Origin of the sequence: Pseudomonas sp. nanlin1, from assembly GCF_045571515.1 — a bacterium.
Taxonomy (GTDB): Bacteria; Pseudomonadota; Gammaproteobacteria; order Pseudomonadales; family Pseudomonadaceae; genus Aquipseudomonas.
Window position 1 is genome coordinate 3,032,186 of the sequence record NZ_CP124218.1, and the last position, 20,987, is coordinate 3,053,172.

The 20,987-nt window shown below is 61.1% G+C and carries 15 protein-coding genes; 5 read left to right on the forward strand and 10 right to left on the reverse strand.

What is annotated here, in order from left to right; translation table 11 throughout:
- Window position 1: 1 nt before the first annotated feature.
- From QCL65_RS14105 to QCL65_RS14135, 7 genes are all read right to left on the reverse strand, one after another.
- Window positions 2-1,474, reverse strand: a complete 1,473-nt coding sequence (locus QCL65_RS14105; RefSeq protein ID WP_407309603.1) for an efflux transporter outer membrane subunit — start codon at window positions 1,472-1,474, stop codon at window positions 2-4.
- Window positions 1,471-4,578, reverse strand: coding sequence for an efflux RND transporter permease subunit (locus tag QCL65_RS14110; protein WP_407309605.1), 3,108 nt, complete (start codon window positions 4,576-4,578; stop codon window positions 1,471-1,473). The genes QCL65_RS14105 and QCL65_RS14110 overlap by 4 nt, the downstream gene beginning before the upstream one ends.
- On the reverse strand, window positions 4,575-7,676 hold the full coding sequence (locus QCL65_RS14115; protein WP_407309607.1) for an MdtB/MuxB family multidrug efflux RND transporter permease subunit: 3,102 nt from the start codon (window positions 7,674-7,676) through the stop codon (window positions 4,575-4,577). Before QCL65_RS14115 ends, QCL65_RS14110 begins: the two co-directional genes overlap by 4 nt.
- Complete coding sequence (locus QCL65_RS14120) at window positions 7,673-8,950, reverse strand: MdtA/MuxA family multidrug efflux RND transporter periplasmic adaptor subunit (protein ID WP_407309609.1); 1,278 nt, start codon at window positions 8,948-8,950, stop codon at window positions 7,673-7,675. The genes QCL65_RS14115 and QCL65_RS14120 overlap by 4 nt, the downstream gene beginning before the upstream one ends.
- A gap of 179 nt (window positions 8,951-9,129) precedes the next feature.
- A complete protein-coding gene (tpx, locus tag QCL65_RS14125) occupies window positions 9,130-9,630 on the reverse strand; it encodes a thiol peroxidase (protein WP_407309611.1) in 501 nt (166 codons plus the stop codon).
- Between the two features lie 120 nt (window positions 9,631-9,750).
- On the reverse strand, window positions 9,751-10,017 hold the full coding sequence (locus QCL65_RS14130; RefSeq protein WP_407309613.1) for a DUF1652 domain-containing protein: 267 nt from the start codon (window positions 10,015-10,017) through the stop codon (window positions 9,751-9,753).
- A 179-nt stretch (window positions 10,018-10,196) separates the two neighbouring features.
- Window positions 10,197-10,724: a DUF4946 domain-containing protein gene (locus QCL65_RS14135; RefSeq protein WP_407309615.1), complete on the reverse strand. Its 528-nt coding sequence runs from the start codon at window positions 10,722-10,724 to the stop codon at window positions 10,197-10,199.
- 175 nt (window positions 10,725-10,899) lie between these two features.
- Here QCL65_RS14135 and QCL65_RS14140 point away from each other — a divergent pair, with 175 nt between their 5' ends.
- On the forward strand, window positions 10,900-12,030 hold the full coding sequence (locus QCL65_RS14140) for a mechanosensitive ion channel family protein (protein WP_407309617.1): 1,131 nt from the start codon (window positions 10,900-10,902) through the stop codon (window positions 12,028-12,030).
- Here the strand turns inward: QCL65_RS14140 and QCL65_RS14145 are convergent.
- Complete coding sequence (locus QCL65_RS14145; RefSeq protein WP_407309619.1) at window positions 12,027-12,281, reverse strand: hypothetical protein; 255 nt, start codon at window positions 12,279-12,281, stop codon at window positions 12,027-12,029. The two genes, QCL65_RS14140 and QCL65_RS14145, sit on opposite strands and share 4 nt — an antisense overlap.
- 377 nt (window positions 12,282-12,658) lie before the next feature.
- On the opposite strand from QCL65_RS14145, the gene QCL65_RS14150 reads away from it, so the two are divergent.
- A complete protein-coding gene (locus QCL65_RS14150; protein WP_407309621.1) occupies window positions 12,659-13,813 on the forward strand; it encodes a cysteine desulfurase family protein in 1,155 nt (384 codons plus the stop codon).
- 4 nt (window positions 13,814-13,817) lie between these two features.
- Here the strand turns inward: QCL65_RS14150 and QCL65_RS14155 are convergent, their stop codons facing one another.
- Window positions 13,818-14,987, reverse strand: coding sequence for a PilT/PilU family type 4a pilus ATPase (locus QCL65_RS14155; RefSeq protein ID WP_407309623.1), 1,170 nt, complete (start codon window positions 14,985-14,987; stop codon window positions 13,818-13,820).
- Between the two features lie 84 nt (window positions 14,988-15,071).
- Here QCL65_RS14155 and QCL65_RS14160 point away from each other — a divergent pair, with 84 nt between their 5' ends.
- Together QCL65_RS14160 and QCL65_RS14165 are read left to right on the forward strand one after the other, a co-directional pair.
- The gene (locus tag QCL65_RS14160; protein ID WP_407309625.1) at window positions 15,072-17,615 is read left to right on the forward strand and encodes a PAS domain-containing protein; all 2,544 of its coding nucleotides are present in this window, start codon (window positions 15,072-15,074) and stop codon (window positions 17,613-17,615) included.
- A gap of 41 nt (window positions 17,616-17,656) precedes the next feature.
- A complete protein-coding gene (locus QCL65_RS14165) occupies window positions 17,657-17,932 on the forward strand; it encodes a peptidylprolyl isomerase (RefSeq protein WP_407309627.1) in 276 nt (91 codons plus the stop codon).
- A 74-nt stretch (window positions 17,933-18,006) separates the two neighbouring features.
- On the opposite strand, the gene QCL65_RS14170 is transcribed toward QCL65_RS14165, so the two are convergent.
- Complete coding sequence (locus QCL65_RS14170) at window positions 18,007-18,273, reverse strand: DUF1652 domain-containing protein (RefSeq protein WP_407309629.1); 267 nt, start codon at window positions 18,271-18,273, stop codon at window positions 18,007-18,009.
- A gap of 331 nt (window positions 18,274-18,604) precedes the next feature.
- Here QCL65_RS14170 and QCL65_RS14175 point away from each other — a divergent pair, with 331 nt between their 5' ends.
- On the forward strand, window positions 18,605-20,986 hold the full coding sequence (locus QCL65_RS14175) for an autotransporter domain-containing protein (protein WP_407309631.1): 2,382 nt from the start codon (window positions 18,605-18,607) through the stop codon (window positions 20,984-20,986).
- Window position 20,987: the final 1 nt, after the last annotated feature.

The following is a 20,987-nucleotide window of genomic DNA, read 5'->3' on the forward strand; positions in this document are numbered from 1 at the left end:
ATTATTGCTCTTGAGTCAGATCCACGCGCGCGTCCCAGCCGCCACCCAAGGCAGCTATGAGCTGTACACTAGCCACAAGGCGACTTTCTAATAAATTCAATACGTTGCGTTCGTTACTTAATGCAGTTGCTTGGACATTGACCACGTCCAAGTAACCGATCAGCCCGGCTTTGTATTGGTTCTCGGTCAGACGCAGAGACTCGCGCGCCGAATCCAGCGCTTCGCCACGCACCCGTGCCTCATCCTCATAGACCTTGAGCTGGATCAGGTAGTTCTCGACTTCGCGCATGCCGTCCAATACGGTCTGGCGGTACTGCGCCACAGTTTGGTCATACACGGCCTGGGTGCGCTCGACCTCGGCCGAACGCTGGCCGCCATCGAACAAGGTCATCGCCAACTCGGGCCCCACCGACCAAAACCGGTTCGGCAAACTCACCCAATTAGCGAATTGGCTGCTGCTGTAGCCGCCGCTCAGGCTCAGGGTCAGGTCGGGAAAATAGGCCGCCTTGGCTACGCCGATCTCCGCATTGGCGGCCATAACCGTGCGCTCGGCGGCGGCGATGTCCGGGCGCCGCTCCAGCCACTGCGAGGGGATGGCCAGCGGAATCGCTGGCAACGCCGGTACATCGGTAGCCGCGGCCAGGCTGAATTGCGCCGGGGCCTCGCCCATCAAGACCGCAATGGCGTTTTCCAACTGCGCCCGTTGCCAGATCAGGTCGATCAGGTCGGCCTGGGTGGTTTTCAGTTGGGTCTGCGCCTGGGCCACCGCATCCTTGCCAGAGATACCCGCGCGGTACTGGTTCTGGGTCAAGCGCAGCGAGCGCTCGTAGGTCTGCAGCGTCGCTTCGAGCAAGCGCCGCTGCTCGTCGATTACCCGCAGTTGCAGGTAATTTTGCACCAGCTCCGATTGCAGGCTCAGGCGCATGGCCGCCAGGTCAGCCAGGCTGGCCTGGGCGCTGGCACGATCGGCCTCGAGGCCACGGCGCAATTTACCCCAGATATCGGCCTCCCAGCTCACCCCCAATTGCGTGCTGTAGGTGTCGCGGATACCACTGCTGGCACTGCTAAGGCTGGAGTTACTGCTGCCAGTGCCCTGGCTGGAGCGGGTCTTGCCCGCGCTCAGGTCGACGCTGGGCCATAGCGTACCGCGGGTGCTGCGAACCAGCGCTTGGGCCTGGCGATACTGGGCCTCGTATTGGGCGACGGTTTGGTTGGAGCTATTCAAGCGCTGCACCAAGGCATTGAGCTGGCTGTCGTTGTACAGCTCCCACCAGGCCCCACGCGCCAGGGCGTCGCTGGGCTGGGCCTGACGCCAGCCTTCGGCGGCCTTGAACTGCATGGGCGTCGCCGCCGCCGGGCGCTGGTAATCGGGGCCCAGGGTACAACCCGCCAGCCACAGGCTGCCGAGCAGCACCGCGCCGCACAGGGCGCTTGGCTTACCGAGGTTCAGGCCTTTGAGCCGGGGTGCATTCATAGCGGTTCATCCAAAGCAGCGTCGGTCCGCACATTACGCCGGGCGTTGAAACGATGGCGCAGGCGGTCCAGGTAAAGGTAAACCACGGGGGTGGTGTACAGCGTGAGAATTTGGCTGAAGACCAGGCCGCCGATGATCGTCACCCCTAACGGGCGGCGCATCTCGGCGCCCTCGGCGCTGCTGAGCAACAGCGGCAGTGCGCCGAGGATCGCCGCCAGGGTGGTCATCAGGATCGGCCGCAAGCGCATCAGGCACGCACGGCGGATCGAATCCAGCGGGTCGAGTTGCTCATGGCGCTCGAGTTGCAACGCCAGGTCAATCATCAAGATGGCGTTCTTTTTCACCACCCCGATCAACAAAAACAACCCCAGGAGCGAGATCAGGCTGAATTCGCCGCCTATCACGTAGATGCTCAGCAATGCCCCTACCCCCGCCGAGGGCAGCGTCGACAGAATGGTCAAGGGGTGTATATAGCTTTCATACAAGACACCGAGCACCAGGTACACCAGCACCAAGGCGCCGAGAATCATAAACGGCTGGCCTTTCTGCGCGGCGGCGAAGGCGTCCCCGGTACCTGCGACCTTGACGATCACGCTCTGGGGCAAGCCGACCTTGGCCAAAGCGCGCTCGATGGCGATGCTCGCGGTGTTCAGTGGCACACCCTCGGCCAGGTCAAAGGCAATGTTCTCGGAAGCGAACTGGCCTTCGTGGGTCACGGTATCGTCGGCTAGGCTATTTTCGTAGTGGGAAAACGCTGAGAGTGGCACCCGTGCGCCGTCGCCGCTGATCACATTGACCTGATCGAGGCTAATCGGGCCTTGGGCGTAACGGGGGTCGATCTCCATCACCACTTTGTACTGGTTCAGGCTGTCGTAAATGGTGGAAATCTGCCGCTGGCTATAGGCATTGTTGAGCACCGTGGTCACCCGGTTCATGTCGATACCCAGGCGTTTGGCCTGGTCGCGATCGACGATCAAGGTAACCTGAGCCGCACCGCGCCCTTCACGAGCATCGATCGCTGTGAGCTCCGGTAGCGCCTTGAATGCGGCGACAACTTTGGGGTACCACAAGCGCAGGGTGGCCAGATCGTCACTTTGCAAAACATACTGATACTGCGAGGTGGATTGCTCCCGCGCCCCGCCGAATTGCAGGTCTTGGTCAGCCATCAGCCACAAGCGCCCGCCCGGCACCTTGGGCAACGTCTTGCGCAGGCGCTCGATCACTTCCTGAGCCGAAGCACGTCGCTCCTTGAGCGGTTTCAGCCGCACCAGAATGGTGGCGTTGTTGCTGCCGCTGTTGCCACCGATAAAACCGGCTACGCTTTGCACCGCCGGGTCGGCCAGCAAGGCGCGGCGGTAGATCTCCATCTTCGGTTGCATGACGGTGAAGGATAAGCCGTCGTCGCCACGCACGAACCCCACCAGTTGCCCGGTGTCCTGCTGCGGCATAAAGGTTTTCGGCACCACCACGTACAACGCGACATTGACCACGATGGTGACCAGCAAACTGGCCAGGGTCAGGCGTGGATGCCGCAGCACCCAGCCCAGGCTGCGATCATAACCCTTGACCATGCGCTCGTTGAGGCGCTGGCTCCAGCGTTGCAGGCGGCTCGATGCTGCCGGCCCATGGGGTGTTAGCCAGCGGGCGCAGAGCATCGGTGTCAGGGTCAACGAAACGATCAAGGAGACCACAATGGCCGCGGTCAGGGTAATGGAGAACTCGCGGAACAGGCTTTCGACGATCCCGCCCATGAACAAAATGGATAGAAACACCGCCACCAGCGACACGTTCATCGACAGCAAGGTGAAACCGACTTCCTGGGTGCCGCGATAGGCCGCCTGGAGCGGTGGCATGCCCTCGTCGATGTGCCGGGCGATGTTCTCCAGCACCACGATAGCGTCATCCACCACCAGCCCGGTGGCCAGGATCAACGCCATCAGCGACAGATTGTTCAGGGAAAAACCCCACAGGTACATCACCACGAACGTACCCACCAGTGACACCGGCACCGCCAGGGTGGGAATCAGCGACGCGCGGAAACTGCCCAGGAACAGATAAACCACGAGAATCACCAGCGCCACGGCGATCAACAGGGTCATCTCGGCCTCGTGCAAGGTCGCCTTGATCACCGGCGAGCGGTCCATGGCCAGGTCCAGCTTGACGCTGGCGGGCAATAACGACTGCAACTGCGGCAGTTGCGCCTTGATCTGGTTCACGGTTTCGATGATGTTCGCGCCGCTCTGGCGGTTGACCACCAGCAGCACCGCCGAGGCATCGTTATAGAACCCGGCGTTGTAGCGGTCCTCTACCCCATCGCTGACCTTGGCCACATGGCTGAGGCGCAGCACCGAGCCGTCTTGGTAACGGATCACCAGGGGCGCGTAATCTTCGGCTTTCTCCAACTGGTCGTTGGCCTGGATCTGCCAGCTGTGTTCGGCGTCCTCGACGTAACCCTTGGGCCGACGCACGTTGGCGTCGGCGATGACACTGCGTACATCGTCCAGAGACACGCCATATTGATCGAGCAACTGCGGTTGCAATTCGATTCGCACCGCAGGCAGCGAACTGCCGCCGATCTGCACCTCGCCGACCCCCGGCACTTGGGACAGGCTCTGGGACAAAATGGTCGACGCCAGGTCGTATAGTTGGCCTTTTTGCAAAACATCAGAGGTCAGCGACAGCACCATGACCGGTGCCTGGGACGGGTTGACCTTCTTGTACGTCGGCATACTGCGCATGCCACTGGGCAGCAAATTGCGCGCAGCGTTAATGGCCGCCTGCACTTCGCGGGCGGCGCCGTCGATATTGCGGTCCATGTCGAACTGCAAGATCACCCGGGTCGAGCCTTGGCTGGAACGGCTGTTCATGCTGGTCACCCCAGCGATGGCGCCGAACGAACGTTCCAGTGGGGTGGCTACCGTCGACGCCATGACCTCAGGGCTGGCCCCGGGCAAGTTGGCGCTGACCACGATTACCGGGAAGTCCATTTGCGGCAGCGGCGAGACGGGCAACAGGCCGAAACTGACGCCCCCCAGCAGCATGATCGCCAGGCTCAGCAACATGGTCGCGACCGGGCGACGAATAAAGGGGCCGGACAGGTTCATCGAGGCACCGGATCCTGCTCGGCAGGCTTGCGCCGCCAGCGGCGACCCAGCCGATCGAAATACAGGTAGATGACCGGTGTGGTGAACAGCGTCAGCACCTGGCTGACCAGCAAGCCCCCCACCATCACCAGGCCCAACGGCTGACGCAACTCGGCGCCCGAACCACTGGCAAGCATCAACGGCACCGCGCCGAACAGCGCCGCCAGGGTGGTCATCAGAATGGGCCGGAACCGCAGCAGCGCGGCTTCGTATATCGCTTCCTGAGGGGCCAAGCCGCGATTACGTTCGGCGTCCAGGGCGAAATCGATCATCATAATGGCGTTTTTCTTGACGATACCGATCAGCAAAATGATGCCGATGATCGCGATCATGCCCAAGTCATTGCCACTTAACAGCAGCGCTAGCAACGCCCCCACAGCCGCCGATGGCAAGGTCGAGAGGATGGTGATGGGGTGAATGTAGCTCTCGTACAACACCCCCAGCACGATATACATGGTGACGACGGCTGCCAGCACCAGCAGCAGCGTACTCGACAAAGATGCCTGGAACGCTTCGGCGGCGCCCTGGAATTGAGTCTGCACGCCCAGCGGCATACCGATCTCCTGCTGCACCTGCTCGATCACCTCCACGCCCTGGCCCAGGGCGACACCGGGGGCCAGGTTGAACGACATCATCACCGCAGGGAACTGGCCGATATGGGTAATCGCCAATTGCGCCTGGCGCTGCTCGATCTTCGCCAGGCTGGCCAGGCGTACCTGGCCGTTATCGCCCGCCTTCACGTAGATCTGTTCCAGGGCCTGCGGGCCAATGACATTGCCATCCATGGCCTGCAATACCACGCGGTACTGGCTGGCCTGGGTGTAGATGGTGGAAATCTGCCGCTGGCCGAATGCGTCATACAAAGCGTTGGTGATATCGGCCACGTTCACCCCGACGCGGCGCGCCTGGTCCCGGTCGATGTCGAGGTACACCTGCAGGCCTTTGTCTTGCAAATCGCTGGCGACGTCGGCCAGCTCGCCTCGCTGGCGCAGCGCGTCAAGCAAACGCCCACTCCAGGTCGCCAGCAGGTCGGCATCGGGTGACGACAAGCTGAACTGGTATTGGGTACGGCTGATGCGGTCTTCGATGGTGAGGTCTTGCACCGGCTGCATGAACAAGCGCACGCCGACCAAGGTGTTCACAGCGGGCTGCAGGCGCTCGATCACCTGGCTGGCGGTCAGGCTGCGTTCGCTGTGGGGCTTGAGGTTGATCAGCAAGCGGCCGCTGTTGAGGGTGACGTTGTCACCGTCGATACCGATATAGGACGACAGGCTGGCGACGTCGGGGTCTTTTAGAATGATCTCGGCCAAGGCTTGCTGGCGTTCGCTCATGGCCTTGAAAGAGACCGCCTGGGGCGCCTCGGAAATACCCTGAATGACGCCGGTGTCCTGCACCGGAAAAAACCCCTTGGGCACTACCAGATACAGCAGCACCGTCAGCCCCAGGGTGGCCACGGCCACCAGCAAGGTCAAGGGTTGGCGCTTGAGCACCCAGCGCAGGCCAACGGCATAGCGCTCGACCATCCAGTCGATCGCCGCGCCACTGCTGCGGTAGAAGCGCCCCTGCTCATGGGCTTCGGGCTCGCGCTTGAGCAAACGAGCGCACATCATCGGGGTCAGGGTCAGGGAGACCACCAGCGAAATCAGGATCGCCACAGCCAGGGTAATGGCAAATTCGCGGAACAGCCGCCCCACCACGTCCGCCATGAAGAGCAAGGGGATCAGTACGGCAATCAGCGAGAAGGTCAACGACAACAGGGTGAAACCGATCTGCCGAGCGCCCTTGAGCGCTGCTTGCATGGGCGTTTCGCCGTCCTCGATATGCCTTGCGATGTTTTCCAACATGACGATGGCGTCATCGACCACAAACCCCGTGGCCACGGTCAATGCCATCAAGGTGAGGTTATTGATGGAGAAGCCGGCCAGGTACATCACCCCAAACGTACCGATCAACGACAGCGGCACGGCAATGGAGGGAATCAGGGTGGCGCTGGCCCGGCGCAGAAACAAAAAGGTAACCATCACCACCAAGGCGATGGCGATGAGCAACTCGTGCTGCACGTCGGTGACTGATGCACGGATGGTCTGGGTGCGGTCGGTCAGCACGGTGACGTCGAGGCCAGCCGGCAAGTTGTCGGTGATCGAAGGCAGCAGCGCTTTGATCCGGTCGACCACCTCGATCACGTTGGCCCCAGGCTGACGCTGAATATTCAGCAGGATCGCCTGGTTACGATCGGCCCAGGCCGCCAGCCGTTCGTTCTCGGCGCCATCGACGATCTGCGCCACGTCCTTGAGCCGCAGTGGCGCGCCGTTGTTATAGGCCAGGATCAGGTTGGCGTATTCAGCTGGCGACTTGAGTTGATCGTTGGCATCGAGCATCGACACCCGGGTCGGCCCGTCGAAGTTACCCTTTGGCTGGTTGACGTTGGAGTCGCCGATGAGAGTGCGGACATCGGCCAGGTTCAGGCCATTGGCGGCCAGCGCTTGGGGGTTGACTTTGATCCGTACGGCCTGACGTTGCCCACCGGCCAAACTGACCATCCCTACCCCGCTGATCTGCGCGATCTTTTGCGCCATACGGGTGTCGACCAAATCATTGAGTTTGGGCAGCGGCAGGGTCTTGGATGAGATAGCGATGGTCAGCACCGGGGTGTCGGCGGGGTTGACCTTGTTGTACACCGGCGGTGCGGGCAGATCCGTGGGCAGCAGGTTACTGGCGGCGTTGATCGCCGCCTGCACCTGCTGCTCGGCGACATCCATATTGATGTCCAGGCTAAAGCGCAGGGTCAGCACCGAAGCGCCGCCGGAACTGGTCGAGGCCATTTGCGTGAGCCCCGGCATCTGCCCGAACTGGCGTTCCAGAGGTGCGGTAACAGCACTGGTCATCACTTGCGGGCTGGCGCCGGGGTACAGGGTCATTACCCGGATGGTCGGGTAATCGACCTGGGGTAGCGCCGATACGGGCAACAGTCGATAGCCGATCAAGCCAGCCAAAACGATCGCCAACATGGTCAGGGTGGTAGCGACCGGGCGCAGGATGAACAGCCTGGAGATATTCATGCCCCGGCTTTGCCTTGGCCTGCGGCAGGTTGGCCTTTCTTATCGGTACCCTGCAGCTGTTGCCCTGGGGTAGTCGGCACCGCGCTGCTGTCTTCGACCACCTCGACCGCGCTGCCGTCACGCAGGCGGTCGGTGCCTTCGAGCACGACACTGTCGCCACTGGCCAGGCCCTCTTCGACCACCGTGCGTTCGCCATCGGTGGGGCCTATTTTGAGTGGGCGGATCCGCACTTTGTCGGGGCCATCCAGGACGTAAACGAAGTCACCATCGTTGCCAAACTGAATCGCCGCCGAGGGGATCTGCACCACTTGCTTCAAAGTGTCGGACAGCAGCCTGACGCTGACGAACTGGTTGGGAAACAGCGCCTCGTCGGTATTCTCGAAGCGCGCCTTGAATTTCAAGGTACCGGTGGTGGTATCGATCTGGTTATCCAGGCTCGCTAGAACCCCCGTGGCTTGTTTTTCTCGGTCGCCACGGTCCCAGGCTTCCACACTCAATGTGGCGCCACTGCGAAAGCGTGCGAGCACCGGGGCAAGCTGAGTTTCTGGCAGGGTAAAAGCAACGCTAATGGGCTGCACTTGGGTGATCACCACCAGAGCCGTGGTGTCGTTGGCCGCCACCAGGTTGCCGATGTCCAACTGACGCAGCCCCAGGCGCCCGGCAATGGGCGCACGGATACGGGTGAATTCAAGGTTCAACTTGGCGTCATTGACTGCTGCCTGGTTGGTTTTGATGGTACCCAGGTACTGCCCGACCAGGGCTTGCTGGGTATCCAGGGTTTGCTTGGCCACGCTGTCTTCAGCGTAAAGCCCTTTATAGCGCTGCAAGTCGATGCGCGCATTCTTCAACTGGGCCTCATTCTGCGCCAGGGTGCCCTCGGCCTGCTGCAAGGCGATCTGATAGGCCCTAGGGTCGATTTCCGCTAGCAGATCACCTGCCTTGACCCGTTGCCCCTCCTTGAAGTTGATTTTCACCAACTCACCCGCCACCCGGCTGCGCACGTTGACCGTACTGGTGGCCGTGACCGTGCCCAGGGCTTTGTAATAAAGCGGAAAATCGCCGACCTCGGCCTTGGCCACGCGTACCGGTGTGGCCGCGCTGCTGCCGCCGAAACCGGGGCGCGCCGCCTTGCCGGCGTCGGCTGCGCCAGAGTTGCCGCTGAGGGTGGGCCAAAACCACCAGCAAAGGCCCACAACCAGTAACAGGACGAGCACGGCAAAGAACCAACGACGGGAGCGACGAGTAGCGGGGGGATGCATGGAATGGTCGACCATTAAGGGAAAGGCTTCTACTGGATGAGGCTGAACGATAAGCACTGCCGGTAACGCTGCAAAGCGCCTTTACCGGCAATTTACCTTTGCATACATTTTCACGGGGCGCTGAAAATGAAAACGACCTGAGCAATCAGGTCGCTTCTAAGCAAAGACGTTGAACAAATGCCCCAACGCACCCGTTACTTGAGGACAGCGAGTGCGGCCTCGTAGTTGGGCTCCTGGCCGATCTCGGGGACCAGCTCACTGTGCAGCACTTTATCCTGTTCATCGAGCACCACCACGGCCCGGGCGGTGAGGCCTTTGAGGGGGCCTTCAGCGATGGCCACGCCGTAGGTTTCGCTGAACTCGGCGCCGCGCAGGGTGGATAGGTTCTTGACGTTTTCCAGCCCTTCGGCGCCGCAGAAGCGTGCCTGGGCGAACGGCAGGTCGGCGGAGATGCACAGCACCACGGTGTTGCTCAGCTCATTGGCCTGGGCGTTGAACTTGCGCACCGATGTGGCGCAGGTGGGGGTGTCGATGCTCGGGAAGATGTTCAAGACCTTACGCTTGCCCGCGAAGCTAGCCAGCGTGGTATCTGCCAGATCGCCTGCAACCAATGAAAATGCCGGTGCCTGGGCGCCGACCTGAGGCAGCTCGCCTTTGACTTGAATGGGGTTGCCTTTATGGGTTACTTGAGCCATTAACCTGATCCTTCTGACTGTAAAGTGAGAAAGGTCAAAGTTAACCACGAATTGAAGCGTCGCCTACGCATCGATTGCAAAAAAAAACCAAGACGACGCTTAGCAGCGAAAAAAGCACTGTCAACCGGCGTGAGCGTGGCGAGTCTCCTGCTCCGACTCACTCCAGCGCGAGCGCAGCTCTGCGATCAGGGCGTTGAGGCTGCGGGCATGCTCAATACGCTTGAACGGGATGTGCTGGAAATCTGCAGTGCGCCCGGTATGCGAGTCGTGCAAGCGAATCTTCAGCGTCTCTGCGTCCCGGTCGACGGTACAAACACAGTTGATAGGCCAAAAAACACGCTCGATATAACTGCGTAGTTCGATGTCGCTCAGTCCATATAAAAACATGACCCATCCCTCACCGCGCTGCGCTTCATTAATTGAAGCGCTTTCAATGGGTATATACCTCGCCTCCACTCTGCGCAATGACCGTTCGCGAAATGCCGGCACAGGTTTATAGGTCATTGATATTTATCAATAATCAAAGCGTATATAAATGTGTCGGAAACACCCTCAAAGGCCTCGGGCTACTGCGACATCGACTGCAATCGGCCACGGATGTCAGCCACCTCGCCCTGGTACTGCGCATACCCCGCTGCGGAGCCTGCATAGCTGAAGCCATACGCGGCGCCCTGGCCAGCGGCGGCGACCAGGGTTTGGGTCATCACATGGTTACCGTTGAGGGTCACCTTACAGGTGGTTTCCATGGCCGGCAGATTACCCAGTGAGCCGTCATGAATTTTTGTGCAGAGGCTTTGATAGCCGCCCTGGGAGAAGTTGATCTGCACCGCTTTGCGCATTTCCAACACGACCCCACTGAGGTTGACCTCATGCCCGGGCTGCAGCGGCGAGCGGGTCAACTCTACGACCATCACGGGGTCGCCATTGGCGTCATTGCGGGTCGCCCGCTGGCGTGTCACCCCGGCGGCGTCGGCTCCCGGCGCAGCAGGGGTGTTTTCCACTTCCCAGCCCGCAGGCCAGATGATTGCGATGTCATCGGCGAACGCCGGCACAACGAACGACAGCGGGATCAGCAACACTAAGCGATAAAACACGGCGGGCCGCCTATGACGGTGTGAAAGGTTGTAGTCTCGCAGAATCGGCCGATCGGGCGCAAAGGTCGGCCTGCCTAGCTTGCTTGAAGGAGCGGTCTTTTCCTAACGTGGGGAACCTAGGTGTTGCTATGCCAGTCGACCTAAACTGACTCAATGCTTGGAGCGCCAAACACCGATGGAACATATACTTCCCCAATCCTGGCTCGACAAGGTCCCGCTACCCTGGCTAAGCACACTGCTCGCGGCCACCGTGGCGGTGTTGGTGGTACTCCTGGTGCGCTGGATCGGCCTGGTGGTCCTGCGCCGTATAGCGAAATCATTCATCCTTGCTAGCCAGTTGCTCAAACGTGCAGAACAGCCAAGCCTGTGGCTATTGCCCCTATTGGCATTGCAGGCGGTGTGGACGTCAGCCCCAGATGACCTGATGCTGATTAAGAGCGTGCAGCATATCAATGGCATGCTCCTGATCGCCGCCATGACCTGGCTCGGCCTGCGCTGCGTGACGGCGGTGGCCGACACTTTGGCAATTCGCCACCCGCTGGACATCGAAGACAACCTCAACGCCCGACGCATTCAGACCCAGGTCAAAGTGCTGATGCGCTGTTTGAACGCCGTTGTGCTGATTTTCGGCACCGGCCTGATCCTAATGAGCTTTCCGGCGGTCCGGCAAATTGGCACCAGCCTGCTGGCCTCCGCTGGCCTGGCCGGGCTTGCGGCAGGTTTTGCCGCCAAGCCTGTCCTGGGGAACCTGATCGCCGGCTTGCAAATCGCCATTTCCCAGCCCATACGGCTAGATGATGTGGTCATCGTCGAAAACGAATGGGGGCGAATCGAAGAGATCAGTGGCACGTACGTGGTGGTGAAGATCTGGGATGAGCGGCGCCTGGTGGTGCCCTTGTCCTATTTTATCGAGAAGCCTTTCCAGAACTGGACCCGCAGCACCTCCAGCTTGATCGGTTCGGTATTTCTGTGGGTGGATTACTCGGTGCCCCTGGAAGCGCTGCGTGAGGAAACCACGCGCCTGTGCGCGGAGATTCCACACCTGTGGGATGGCCGGGTCTGCGTGTTGCAGGTCACCGACGCCAGCGAAAAATCCATGCAACTGCGGATACTGCTCAGCTCACCGGACTCCTCACGCAGCTGGGATGCCCGTTGCCACGTGCGTGAACGGCTGATCACTTTCATCAACCGCAATTACCCCGAATGCCTGCCGCAGTTGCGCGCAGAGATTTCCAGCAAAACGGTACATCCGGCCGAGCATGGCCGGCAGCCCGCCAGCGAAGTGGCGCGGCAACCCCCGGTTTAAAGCAGCTGTGGGTCAACCTGCATCGACTTGATCATGATCGCCTGCTGTTCGGGCGTCATCTCATCCCATATGTGAAACTTGGCGTAGTAGCCCAAGCCACCCAGGATATACAGGAGCAGCGCCGCCATGACTGCATACGCCCACAGCGACGTGCGCGGCTGCCCCTCTTCCAGCACACCACGGCGCTCATCGCCGGGGCTGCCCAGGCGCTTGAAGGATTGATAAAGATAGGTCAACACCGGGCGCAACATGAACACAACCTCGCAATAAAATCGTCAAACCTGTAAACGAAAAAAGCCCGTCATTTGACGGGCTTTTTTCTTGGAATAGTGCGCAGATGCTGCCAATAAGTACTACGGCAGCCTGCAGGCTTGGGCGAAATTGTAGGGCCTTATGCCTGGCGGGTAAACCGCGGAACAGGCGATTGCGACCTTTTGCCGCGCGGGCAGGCGCGCACCGGATAGCGCCGCCAGCAGGGAAGGTTTCGAACACATAACCTAATAACTATCCATTATTAGAATATTTTTCTAATTGATGCGCAAATGAAGGTCAATAAGTCAATTTTTTTGCCCTGGATCCGCCGTAGTATTTCCCTGTCTTCTCATTGATCGCGCACCGGGTTATCTCCATGTCCAGCTCCCCACTCTATTTCGATTACGCCGCTACCACCCCCGTGGATGACCGCGTCATCCAGGCCATGGTCGCTTGCCTGGGGCGTCAGGCCAACTTTGGTAACCCGGCATCGACGTCCCATGCCTATGGTAATCGCGCCCGGCAGAGCGTTGAATTGGCCCGGCGTCAAGTCGCCGAATTGGTTGGCACGCAAGCCGAACGGCTGATCTGGACCTCAGGCGCCACCGAGTCGAACAACCTGGCCCTCAAGGGCGTCGTCATGGCCGCACAGGGCTCGCGGCGGCACATTATCACCAGTGTCATCGAACACAAGGCGGTGATCGATACCGCCCGCCAGTTAGAGGCTCAAGGGGTGCCCGTGACCTGGCTGGTGCCCAACGCCGACGGTTTGATCACCCCAGAAGCAGTCGCCGCAGCCTTGCGCCCGGACACCCTGTTGGTGTCCCTGATGATGGTCAACAACGAACTCGGCACCCTGACCGATATTGCCCGCATCGGCGAACTGGTCCGAGCCCACGGCGCATTGCTCCACGTGGACGCGGCGCAGGCGGCCGGCAAAGTGGCCATCGACCTGGACGCCCTGGCGGTCGACCTGATGTCGTTCTCAGCGCACAAGATCTATGGCCCCAAGGGCATCGGTGCCCTGTACGTCGGCGCCCATGCCAGTGGCTCGCTGCAAGCGCAGATCCACGGTGGCGGCCATGAGCAGGGCCTGCGCTCAGGCACGTTGGCCACGCACCAGATCGTCGGCATGGGGGCTGCCTATGCCATCGCCAGTGCAGAAATGGCTGAAGAAAACCAACGCATCGCCGCGCTGTCCCAGCGTTTGCAAACAGGTTTACTGGCACACCCGCAGATTCGCTTGAACGGCTGCCCCCAGCAGCGCATCGCCCATACCCTCAACCTGCGCGTCGATCACCCTGGCTTTAACCCCGCCAGCCTGAGTTCAGCCCTGGCGGTGTCGTCGACGTCGGCCTGTAACTCGGCGAGCAACGCGGCCTCCCATGTGCTGCTGGCGATGGGCCTGGCACCGACCCAAGCGCTGGCAAGTCTACGCCTGAGCCTGGGCCGCTATACCAGCGCCGAAGAAGTGGAGCAAGCATTGCAGGCTATCGAACGCGCCTTGAGCGCACCCGCCGCGCTTTGGTAAACCGCTAAAACGACTGGCCGGGCTCGTCGCCATCGGCCACCAGCCCCCAGTCGGCACTTTTTACATCTGCCGCCGGGGCCGGTGCCGCCGGGGCGCTGGTCTGTTCTACAGCGCCCTCGCGGTGCAGCTTCAAGCGTAAGCGCAGATTGTTCACGGAGTCGGCATTCTTCAATGCTTCCTCTTCACTGATCGCGCCCTCCAACACCAGCCCGTAGAGCGCGTGGTCGAATGTCTGCATGCCCAGGTTCACCGACTTCTCCATGATGCCCTTGAGCTCGGAAAATTCGTTGCGGTGAATGAAATCACGGACCGTCGGCGAGCCAAGCATCACTTCGACCGCGGCGCGGCGCTTGCCGTCGGTGGTGCGCACCAGGCGCTGGGAGACAAACGCCCGCAAGTTGTTGCCCAGGTCGTTGAGCAACTGCGGGCGGCGGTCTTCCGGGAAGAAATTGATGATACGGTCCAGCGCCTGGTTGGCGTTATTGGCGTGCAGCGTGGAGATGGCCAAATGTCCGGTGTCGGCAAAGGCCAGGGCATGCTCCATGGTCTCACGGTCGCGAATTTCGCCGATCAGGATGACATCCGGCGCCTGGCGCAGGGTGTTTTTCAGCGCGGCTTGAAAACTGCGCGTATCTACGCCCACCTCGCGCTGGTTAATGATGGACTTTTTGTGCCGATGGATATATTCCACCGGGTCCTCGATGGTGATGATGTGCCCACTGCTGTTGCGGTTTCGGTAATCGATCAGGGCGGCCAGGGAGGTGGACTTGCCCGAGCCGGTGGCGCCGACGAATAGCACCAAGCCGCGCTTCTCCATGACCACTTCGAGCAGTTTTTCCGGAAGTTTCAGGTCCTCGAAGCGGGGAATGTCCAACTTGATGTTACGCGCTACCAAGGACACTTCGTTGCGCTGCTTGAAGATGTTGACGCGAAAGCGGCCCACCCCGGGCAGTGACAACGCCAGATTCATTTCCAGGTCACGTTCGAAGTCGAGCCGCTGCTCGCTGTCCATGATCGCTTCCGCCACCGCGGCGATCTCGCCCGGCTTCAGCGCTTCGGCGCTCAGGGGTTTAAGCACGCCATTGAACTTGGCGCACGGTGGCGCACCGGTGGACAGGTAAAGGTCCGACCCGTCCTGGCTGGCGAGTATCTTGAGCAGGGCTTGAAGTTCCATGGGCAAAGTCCGCAAAGCCATCGAAAAAAAAGTAATATACCGCGACTCAAGGAGCTGCGGCCGACGTATATGCAAGATAACGCAATGAATGGCACCACCGAGGCGGGCTCTACCCTGGAGCTGATTGCGGGCCTGAGCGCCGCCGCTAGTCCCCTGCCCGTCTATGCCGCGTGGCCGCAAAGCCTGCGCACCGCTGTCGACATTATCAGCCACACGCCCATGCCCATGCTGCTGCTCTGGGGCCCGCAGTTGTGCCAGCTGTATAACGACAGCCTGGCACGCCTGATCGGTAACAATCACCCCCGGGCGTTTGGCCAGCCGGTGGACGCTATCTGGCCGGAGCTGCAGGCGTTCACCGCGCCGGTGTACGCGGCGGTCATGGCAGGCGAAGTCCGCACCTTCCACGAAAAATGCTTTTACCTGCCCCATGGCCCTCGGCGTGTCGAGGTGTGGCTAGACCTCACCTACAGCCCGGTGCGGGATGAAAGCGGCGCAGTGGCTGGCATTCTGGTCACCCTGATCGAAGCGAACGAACGCCGCCAACTCGCCGCCGACCTGCAGCGCACTGCCGATGCCAGCCAGGATGCCCAACGCCAGGTAGAGGAACGCCTGCAGTTGGCACTCGAAGCCACCGATGCAATCGGCACCTGGGACTGGAACATCCAGACCGACATCTTTATGGCCGACGCCCACTTCGCCCAATTGCACAGTGTCGACCCCCTGCAGGCGGGGGTCCTGCCGATCACCGCCTATTTGCAAGGCGTGCACCCCGAAGACCGCGGCAGCATTGCCCGCAGCATTGGCCACTGCATCGCCCAAGGCCATGAATACTCCGAAGAATATCGTCTGCTGCAAGCCGACGGCAGCGTGCGCTGGGTGCTCGCCAGAGGGCGTTGCTATCGTAACGAAGACGGCCATGCCGCGCGCTTTGTCGGCGCCTCTATCGATATCACCGAACGCAAACGCATCGAGCAAAGCCTGCGCGAGAGCGAGACCTATTTCCGCCTAGCTATTGAACTGTCCCCTGCCTTGCATTGGACCGCCGATGCCAACGGCCAGGCCCACCTGCCGACCCATGGCGAGCGCTGGCGCCAGCTGACCCACGTGGAAGGGCATGAAGTCGAGTTCACCGATTGGGCCACTGTGGTCCACCCCGACGACTATCAGCCGACCCTAGACACCTGGTATCGGGCCATCGCCACCGGCGCACCCTATGACGCGCAATACCGCCTGCGCATGGCCGACGGTAATTACCGCTGGATGCACGCCCGCGCCCTGCCGTTGCTCGACGCCGCTGGCGAGGTCAAGCAGTGGTTCGGCATGACCGAGGACATCGACAACCGCCGGCGTATCGAACAAGCGGTTCGCGACCTCAACGAGACCCTGGAGCAGCGAGTCGGCGAGCGTACCCGCGCCCTGGCGCAGTTGAACGTGCAACTGCAGGCGGAAATGCAAGAGCGCGAACGGGCCGAGGAAGCCTTGCGCCATGCGCAGAAAATGGAAGCCCTGGGGCAGTTGACCGGCGGTATCGCCCACGACTTCAACAATATGCTCACCGGCATCATCGGCAGCCTGGATCTGATGCAGCGCTACATCGCCAAAGGCCGGGCCAGTGAGATTGGCCGCTTCACCGAAGCCGCAGTGACCTCTGCCAACCGCGCGGCCGCTCTGACTCACCGCCTGCTGGCCTTCTCCAGGCGCCAGTCGCTGGACCGCAGGCCGCTGGACCCCAACCAGTTGCTGGGCTCTCTGGAAGACCTGTTCCGGCGCACCCAAGGCGAGCACATTACCTTGCACATGCAATTGGCTGAGGGTATCTGGGCGGTGAATACCGATGCCAGCCAACTGGAAAATGCCCTGCTCAACTTGGTCATCAACGCCCGGGACGCGATGCCCGGCGGCGGCACCCTGAATATCGAAACCGCCAACTGCCAACTGGATACCAGCCCTGACGGCGCCACGCTCGACCCCGTCGAGCCGGGTGACTACGTGATGATCAGCGTCAGCGACGATGGCGCCGGCATGAGTGCGCCCGTGCTGTCCAAAGCCTTTGATCCGTTCTTTACCACCAAGCCGATCGGCCAGGGGACGGGCCTGGGCTTGTCGATGATTTATGGTTTTGCCAAACAGTCCGGCGGCCAGGTCACCTTGCACAGCCGTGAAGGCGAAGGCACTTGTGTGCGTCTCTACCTGCCCCGCCATTTGGCCGTCATCGAACAGCCGGGGCTCGCGCCGACGCCCGCCGCTGCCCCTTTGGCCAAGGCCGGGGAAAGCGTGCTGGTGGTCGAAGACGACCCCGCGGTGCGCATGTTGGTGCTCAATGTATTGGATGAGCTGGGCTATCAGGCCCTTCCGGCGGCCGATGCCGAAAGCGCGCTGGCACTGCTGGAGTCTCCCGTACGTATCGACCTGCTGGTCACCGATGTCGGCTTGCCAGGCCTCAATGGCCGGCAATTGGCAGAAATCGCCCGCCAATACCGACCTGGCTTGAGGGTACTGTTTATGACCGGCTACGCGCAGAGTGCTGCAGAACGGCAGGCGTTTCTCGGTGAGGGCATGGACCTACTGGCCAAGCCCTTCACCCTCGACCATTTGGCACTGTGCCTGCGTGGCATGATCGGCCGATAGAAATCCGGCATAATTGCCGGTTTTACCCGCGAGCAATTGTTATGAAGGCGCAAGCCCGGCACATTCTGGTAAAGACGGCCGAAGAAGCCGAGCAGCTTAAGCAACGCATAGCCAAGGGCGAAGCCTTCGATGTACTGGCCAAAAAATATTCGGTCTGCCCGTCGGGCAAACGCGGCGGCGATCTTGGCGAAGTGCGCCCAGGGCAAATGGTGGGGGTCATCGATCAGGTGATTTTCAAAAAACCGCTACGCACAGTGCACGGGCCGATCAAAAGCAAGTTCGGCTATCACTTGGTGCAAGTGTTTTACCGCGATTGAAGGCGTTGTGGCTGAGGGTGGTAACGGTGAAACCTGCCCAGTACGCGACCGTGCAGGTTTCCAGAGGCGGGGTTTTACAGTGAATCGTTGGCAAAGCGCGGATCGGCAACGCGGTTCTTGCTGCTCAGTAGGCCAGTGCGCATGTCGGCGATCAGATTGGAAATGGCTCGGCTACTGGTCAGCTTTTCAGCGCGAATACCTGTAACAGTGAGGTCGACTTGGCTAGCGCTGGCGTCAAAAACGCGCACAGTGAGAGATTTATCTTGCGCCTGAATGCATTGGCAACGCACTGGCAGGAAGCTGGTTTCAATGATGTTGCGCAGTTCTAGAGTCGACAGCATGGTGAAACTCCTTGTTATGATATCCCTGAAAGGGCATGCCCTAGCTGTGCACTATTCATGCCCAAATTTGTGGCAATGCTTATCCGATTTAAATCAGTAACTTAGAGATTTACCGAATTTATTGGTTCGGGCAATTTGCACTGTTGCACCTTATTAACGTGGCAAATTGCATTGCCGACGCACACGTATAGTGCTGCCGCAACTAATAGTCAAATGGCCAAAGGCCACTCTTTGTTGCGGGCAGTGTTCTCTCCCTAACACATCTGCCAGCTTGGCGCCCTGCGCGGTTCTTGGGAATGTTCGGATCGACTCCCTAAGATCCGGACCTGTTATGTCACTTAACAAAGCCGTGTTGGTTGGCCTGATCGCTATGCCAATCGCACTGGAAACCCGTGCCGACTGCACGTTTGCCCCTACCCCCGGCAACGACACCTACCTCTGTGATTCCGGCACCTCCAGCTCTGGCCTGACCGACTTGGGAGGCGATAACAGCTTGACCCTGCCTGCAGGCGGTAGCGGCATCCTGGCGGGCAACGTTAACTTCGGGCCAGGGGTGGACCGAGTGGAAATCGCCAGCGGCCAAATCACCGGCACCGTCAACCAGGGCGCCGGTATCGATGACTTCGTCATGCACGGCGGGCAAATCCAGGCGTTAGCCCAGGGCGATGGCCGGGACACCTTTCTCATGACCGGCGGGACCATCAGCGGCGCTTTTGAAGACGGTGACGTGGCGGTCATGACTGGAGGCACCATTGGCCGTGTCGACATGAAGCTGGACGATAACCTGTTCGACCTTTCCGGCGGCCAGATCATCGGCAACCTGGTGGCCGGTTTTGGCCGCGACCAAATTCGCCTAAGCGGCGGCCGCATTGGCGGCAATATCAGCGTCAGCGGCGGCGACGATCTGGTCGAGATCAGCGGTGGTGAGGTAGGCGGCAACCTGTTGCTCAGTTTTGGTGACGACCGCTTCATCTGGCGTGATGCAGGGGTGATTCGCGGGCAGGTGCTGATGGCCGCAGGCAACGATTCAGCCCTGTTGAGTGGGTTGGCAGAAGCAACGCTGGCGTCCACACCGTTGCTCGATGGTGGCCTGGGCACCGACAGCTTGTTGTTTGCCGATTCACAGGCGGCGGGCGCCGGGCGCTTTATCAATTGGGAAAGCATTGCCCTGAGCCGCACCAGCCGTCTCTATTTGGACGATGACCTGGTCTTGGGCGATGCCGATAGCCTGAGCGGTAGCCTGGACATCGACGCCAGCAGCACCTTGGCCGCCAGTAATGCCTCAGTACGCGCCAACCAGGCAGGGCAGAACGTGGTCGTGCGCAACAGCGGTACCCTTGACCTGACCAGCAGCGGCGCCTCCAGCGCAGATCGCCTGACCCTCGTGGGCGACTACCAGGGCAATGGCGCGCGGCTCAAGCTGCAAAGCGCCCTGGGCAGCGACGATTCGCCCAGTGATCGCCTGGTCATCGCCCAAGGCGCCGCCACCGGCACCACGGCGTTGTACGTGAGCAATGTGGGCGGCACGGGCGGGCTTACCGAGGGTGACGGTATTCGCGTAGTCGAAACCACGGCAGGCGGCAGCACCGCTAGCACGGCCTTCAGCCTCGGCCAGCGGGTCGCTGCTGGGGCCTACGAGTACTACCTATTCCGCGGTGCCCCGAGCGACAGCGCCAGCCAGGACTGGTACCTGCGCTCCAGCGTGATCGAAAGCCCCGCCAGCACCCCGGCGGCAGGCACTCCGGCGTTACCCCAGGCCCAGCCCGGGCGCGCCATCCCGCTGTACCGCCCAGAGGCGCCGCTGTATGCGGCGGCGGCCAGCGGCGCCCATTGGTTGAGCCAGGCGACGCTGGCTACCTATCATCAACGCCGCGGCTCACAAGAGGTAGGCGAAGGCAGTTGGGGCCGGGTATTAGGTGAGCGTCGCCAGCAGCAATGGGATGGCGAATTGAGCCCGGCACTCGATGGTCATGTGACGGGCTTCCAAGTCGGCCATGATCTGTTCGCCCAGCGGGACTCCGCCTACCCGCAACGGGCAGGCGTTTTCATTGCCCACGGCACGCTACGCGGTGACGCCAAAGGTTTTGCCCTGGGCTTCGAAGGCACGCGGGTCGGCTCGCTGGAACTGGACGCCAACAGCCTGGGCGCTTATTGGACCATGACCAACCCCAGTGCGGGCTACCTCGACGCGGTATTGATGGGCAGCCGCCTCAGTGGCCACACCCGCTCTGACGCTGGCCTGGGTATGAACCTGCGCGGCCACGCCTGGAGTGCTTCACTGGAGGCGGGTCAGCCCTTGCAATGGGCTGAACAGCTTTGGTTCGAGCCACAAGCCCAGCTAGTCGCGGAGAAAATCCAGTGGCGCGGTGCGCGCGATTCGGTGTCAGCGGTGCAGTTACACAATGATCTGAGCTTGACCGCGCGCGTTGGCGCCAGAGTCTTCAGCCGCCAGCAAGTGGGCACCCAGTACCTGGAACCGTCCCTACGCGCGAACCTTTGGCAAGGCCTGCGCGGCGGCGACCGGGTGACCTTCGGCGGGCGCGACGCCATGCACACCGACCACCAAGGCGCCGTCGGCGAATTGGGCATCGGCCTGCTGGCCCGCCCTGCCCCTGCCACCCAGGTGCATCTGAACCTGGATTACCGACGCCACCTGGACGCCCAGCGCGGCAGCGGCCTACAGGCCAACCTTGGGCTACAGGTGCAGTGGTAGG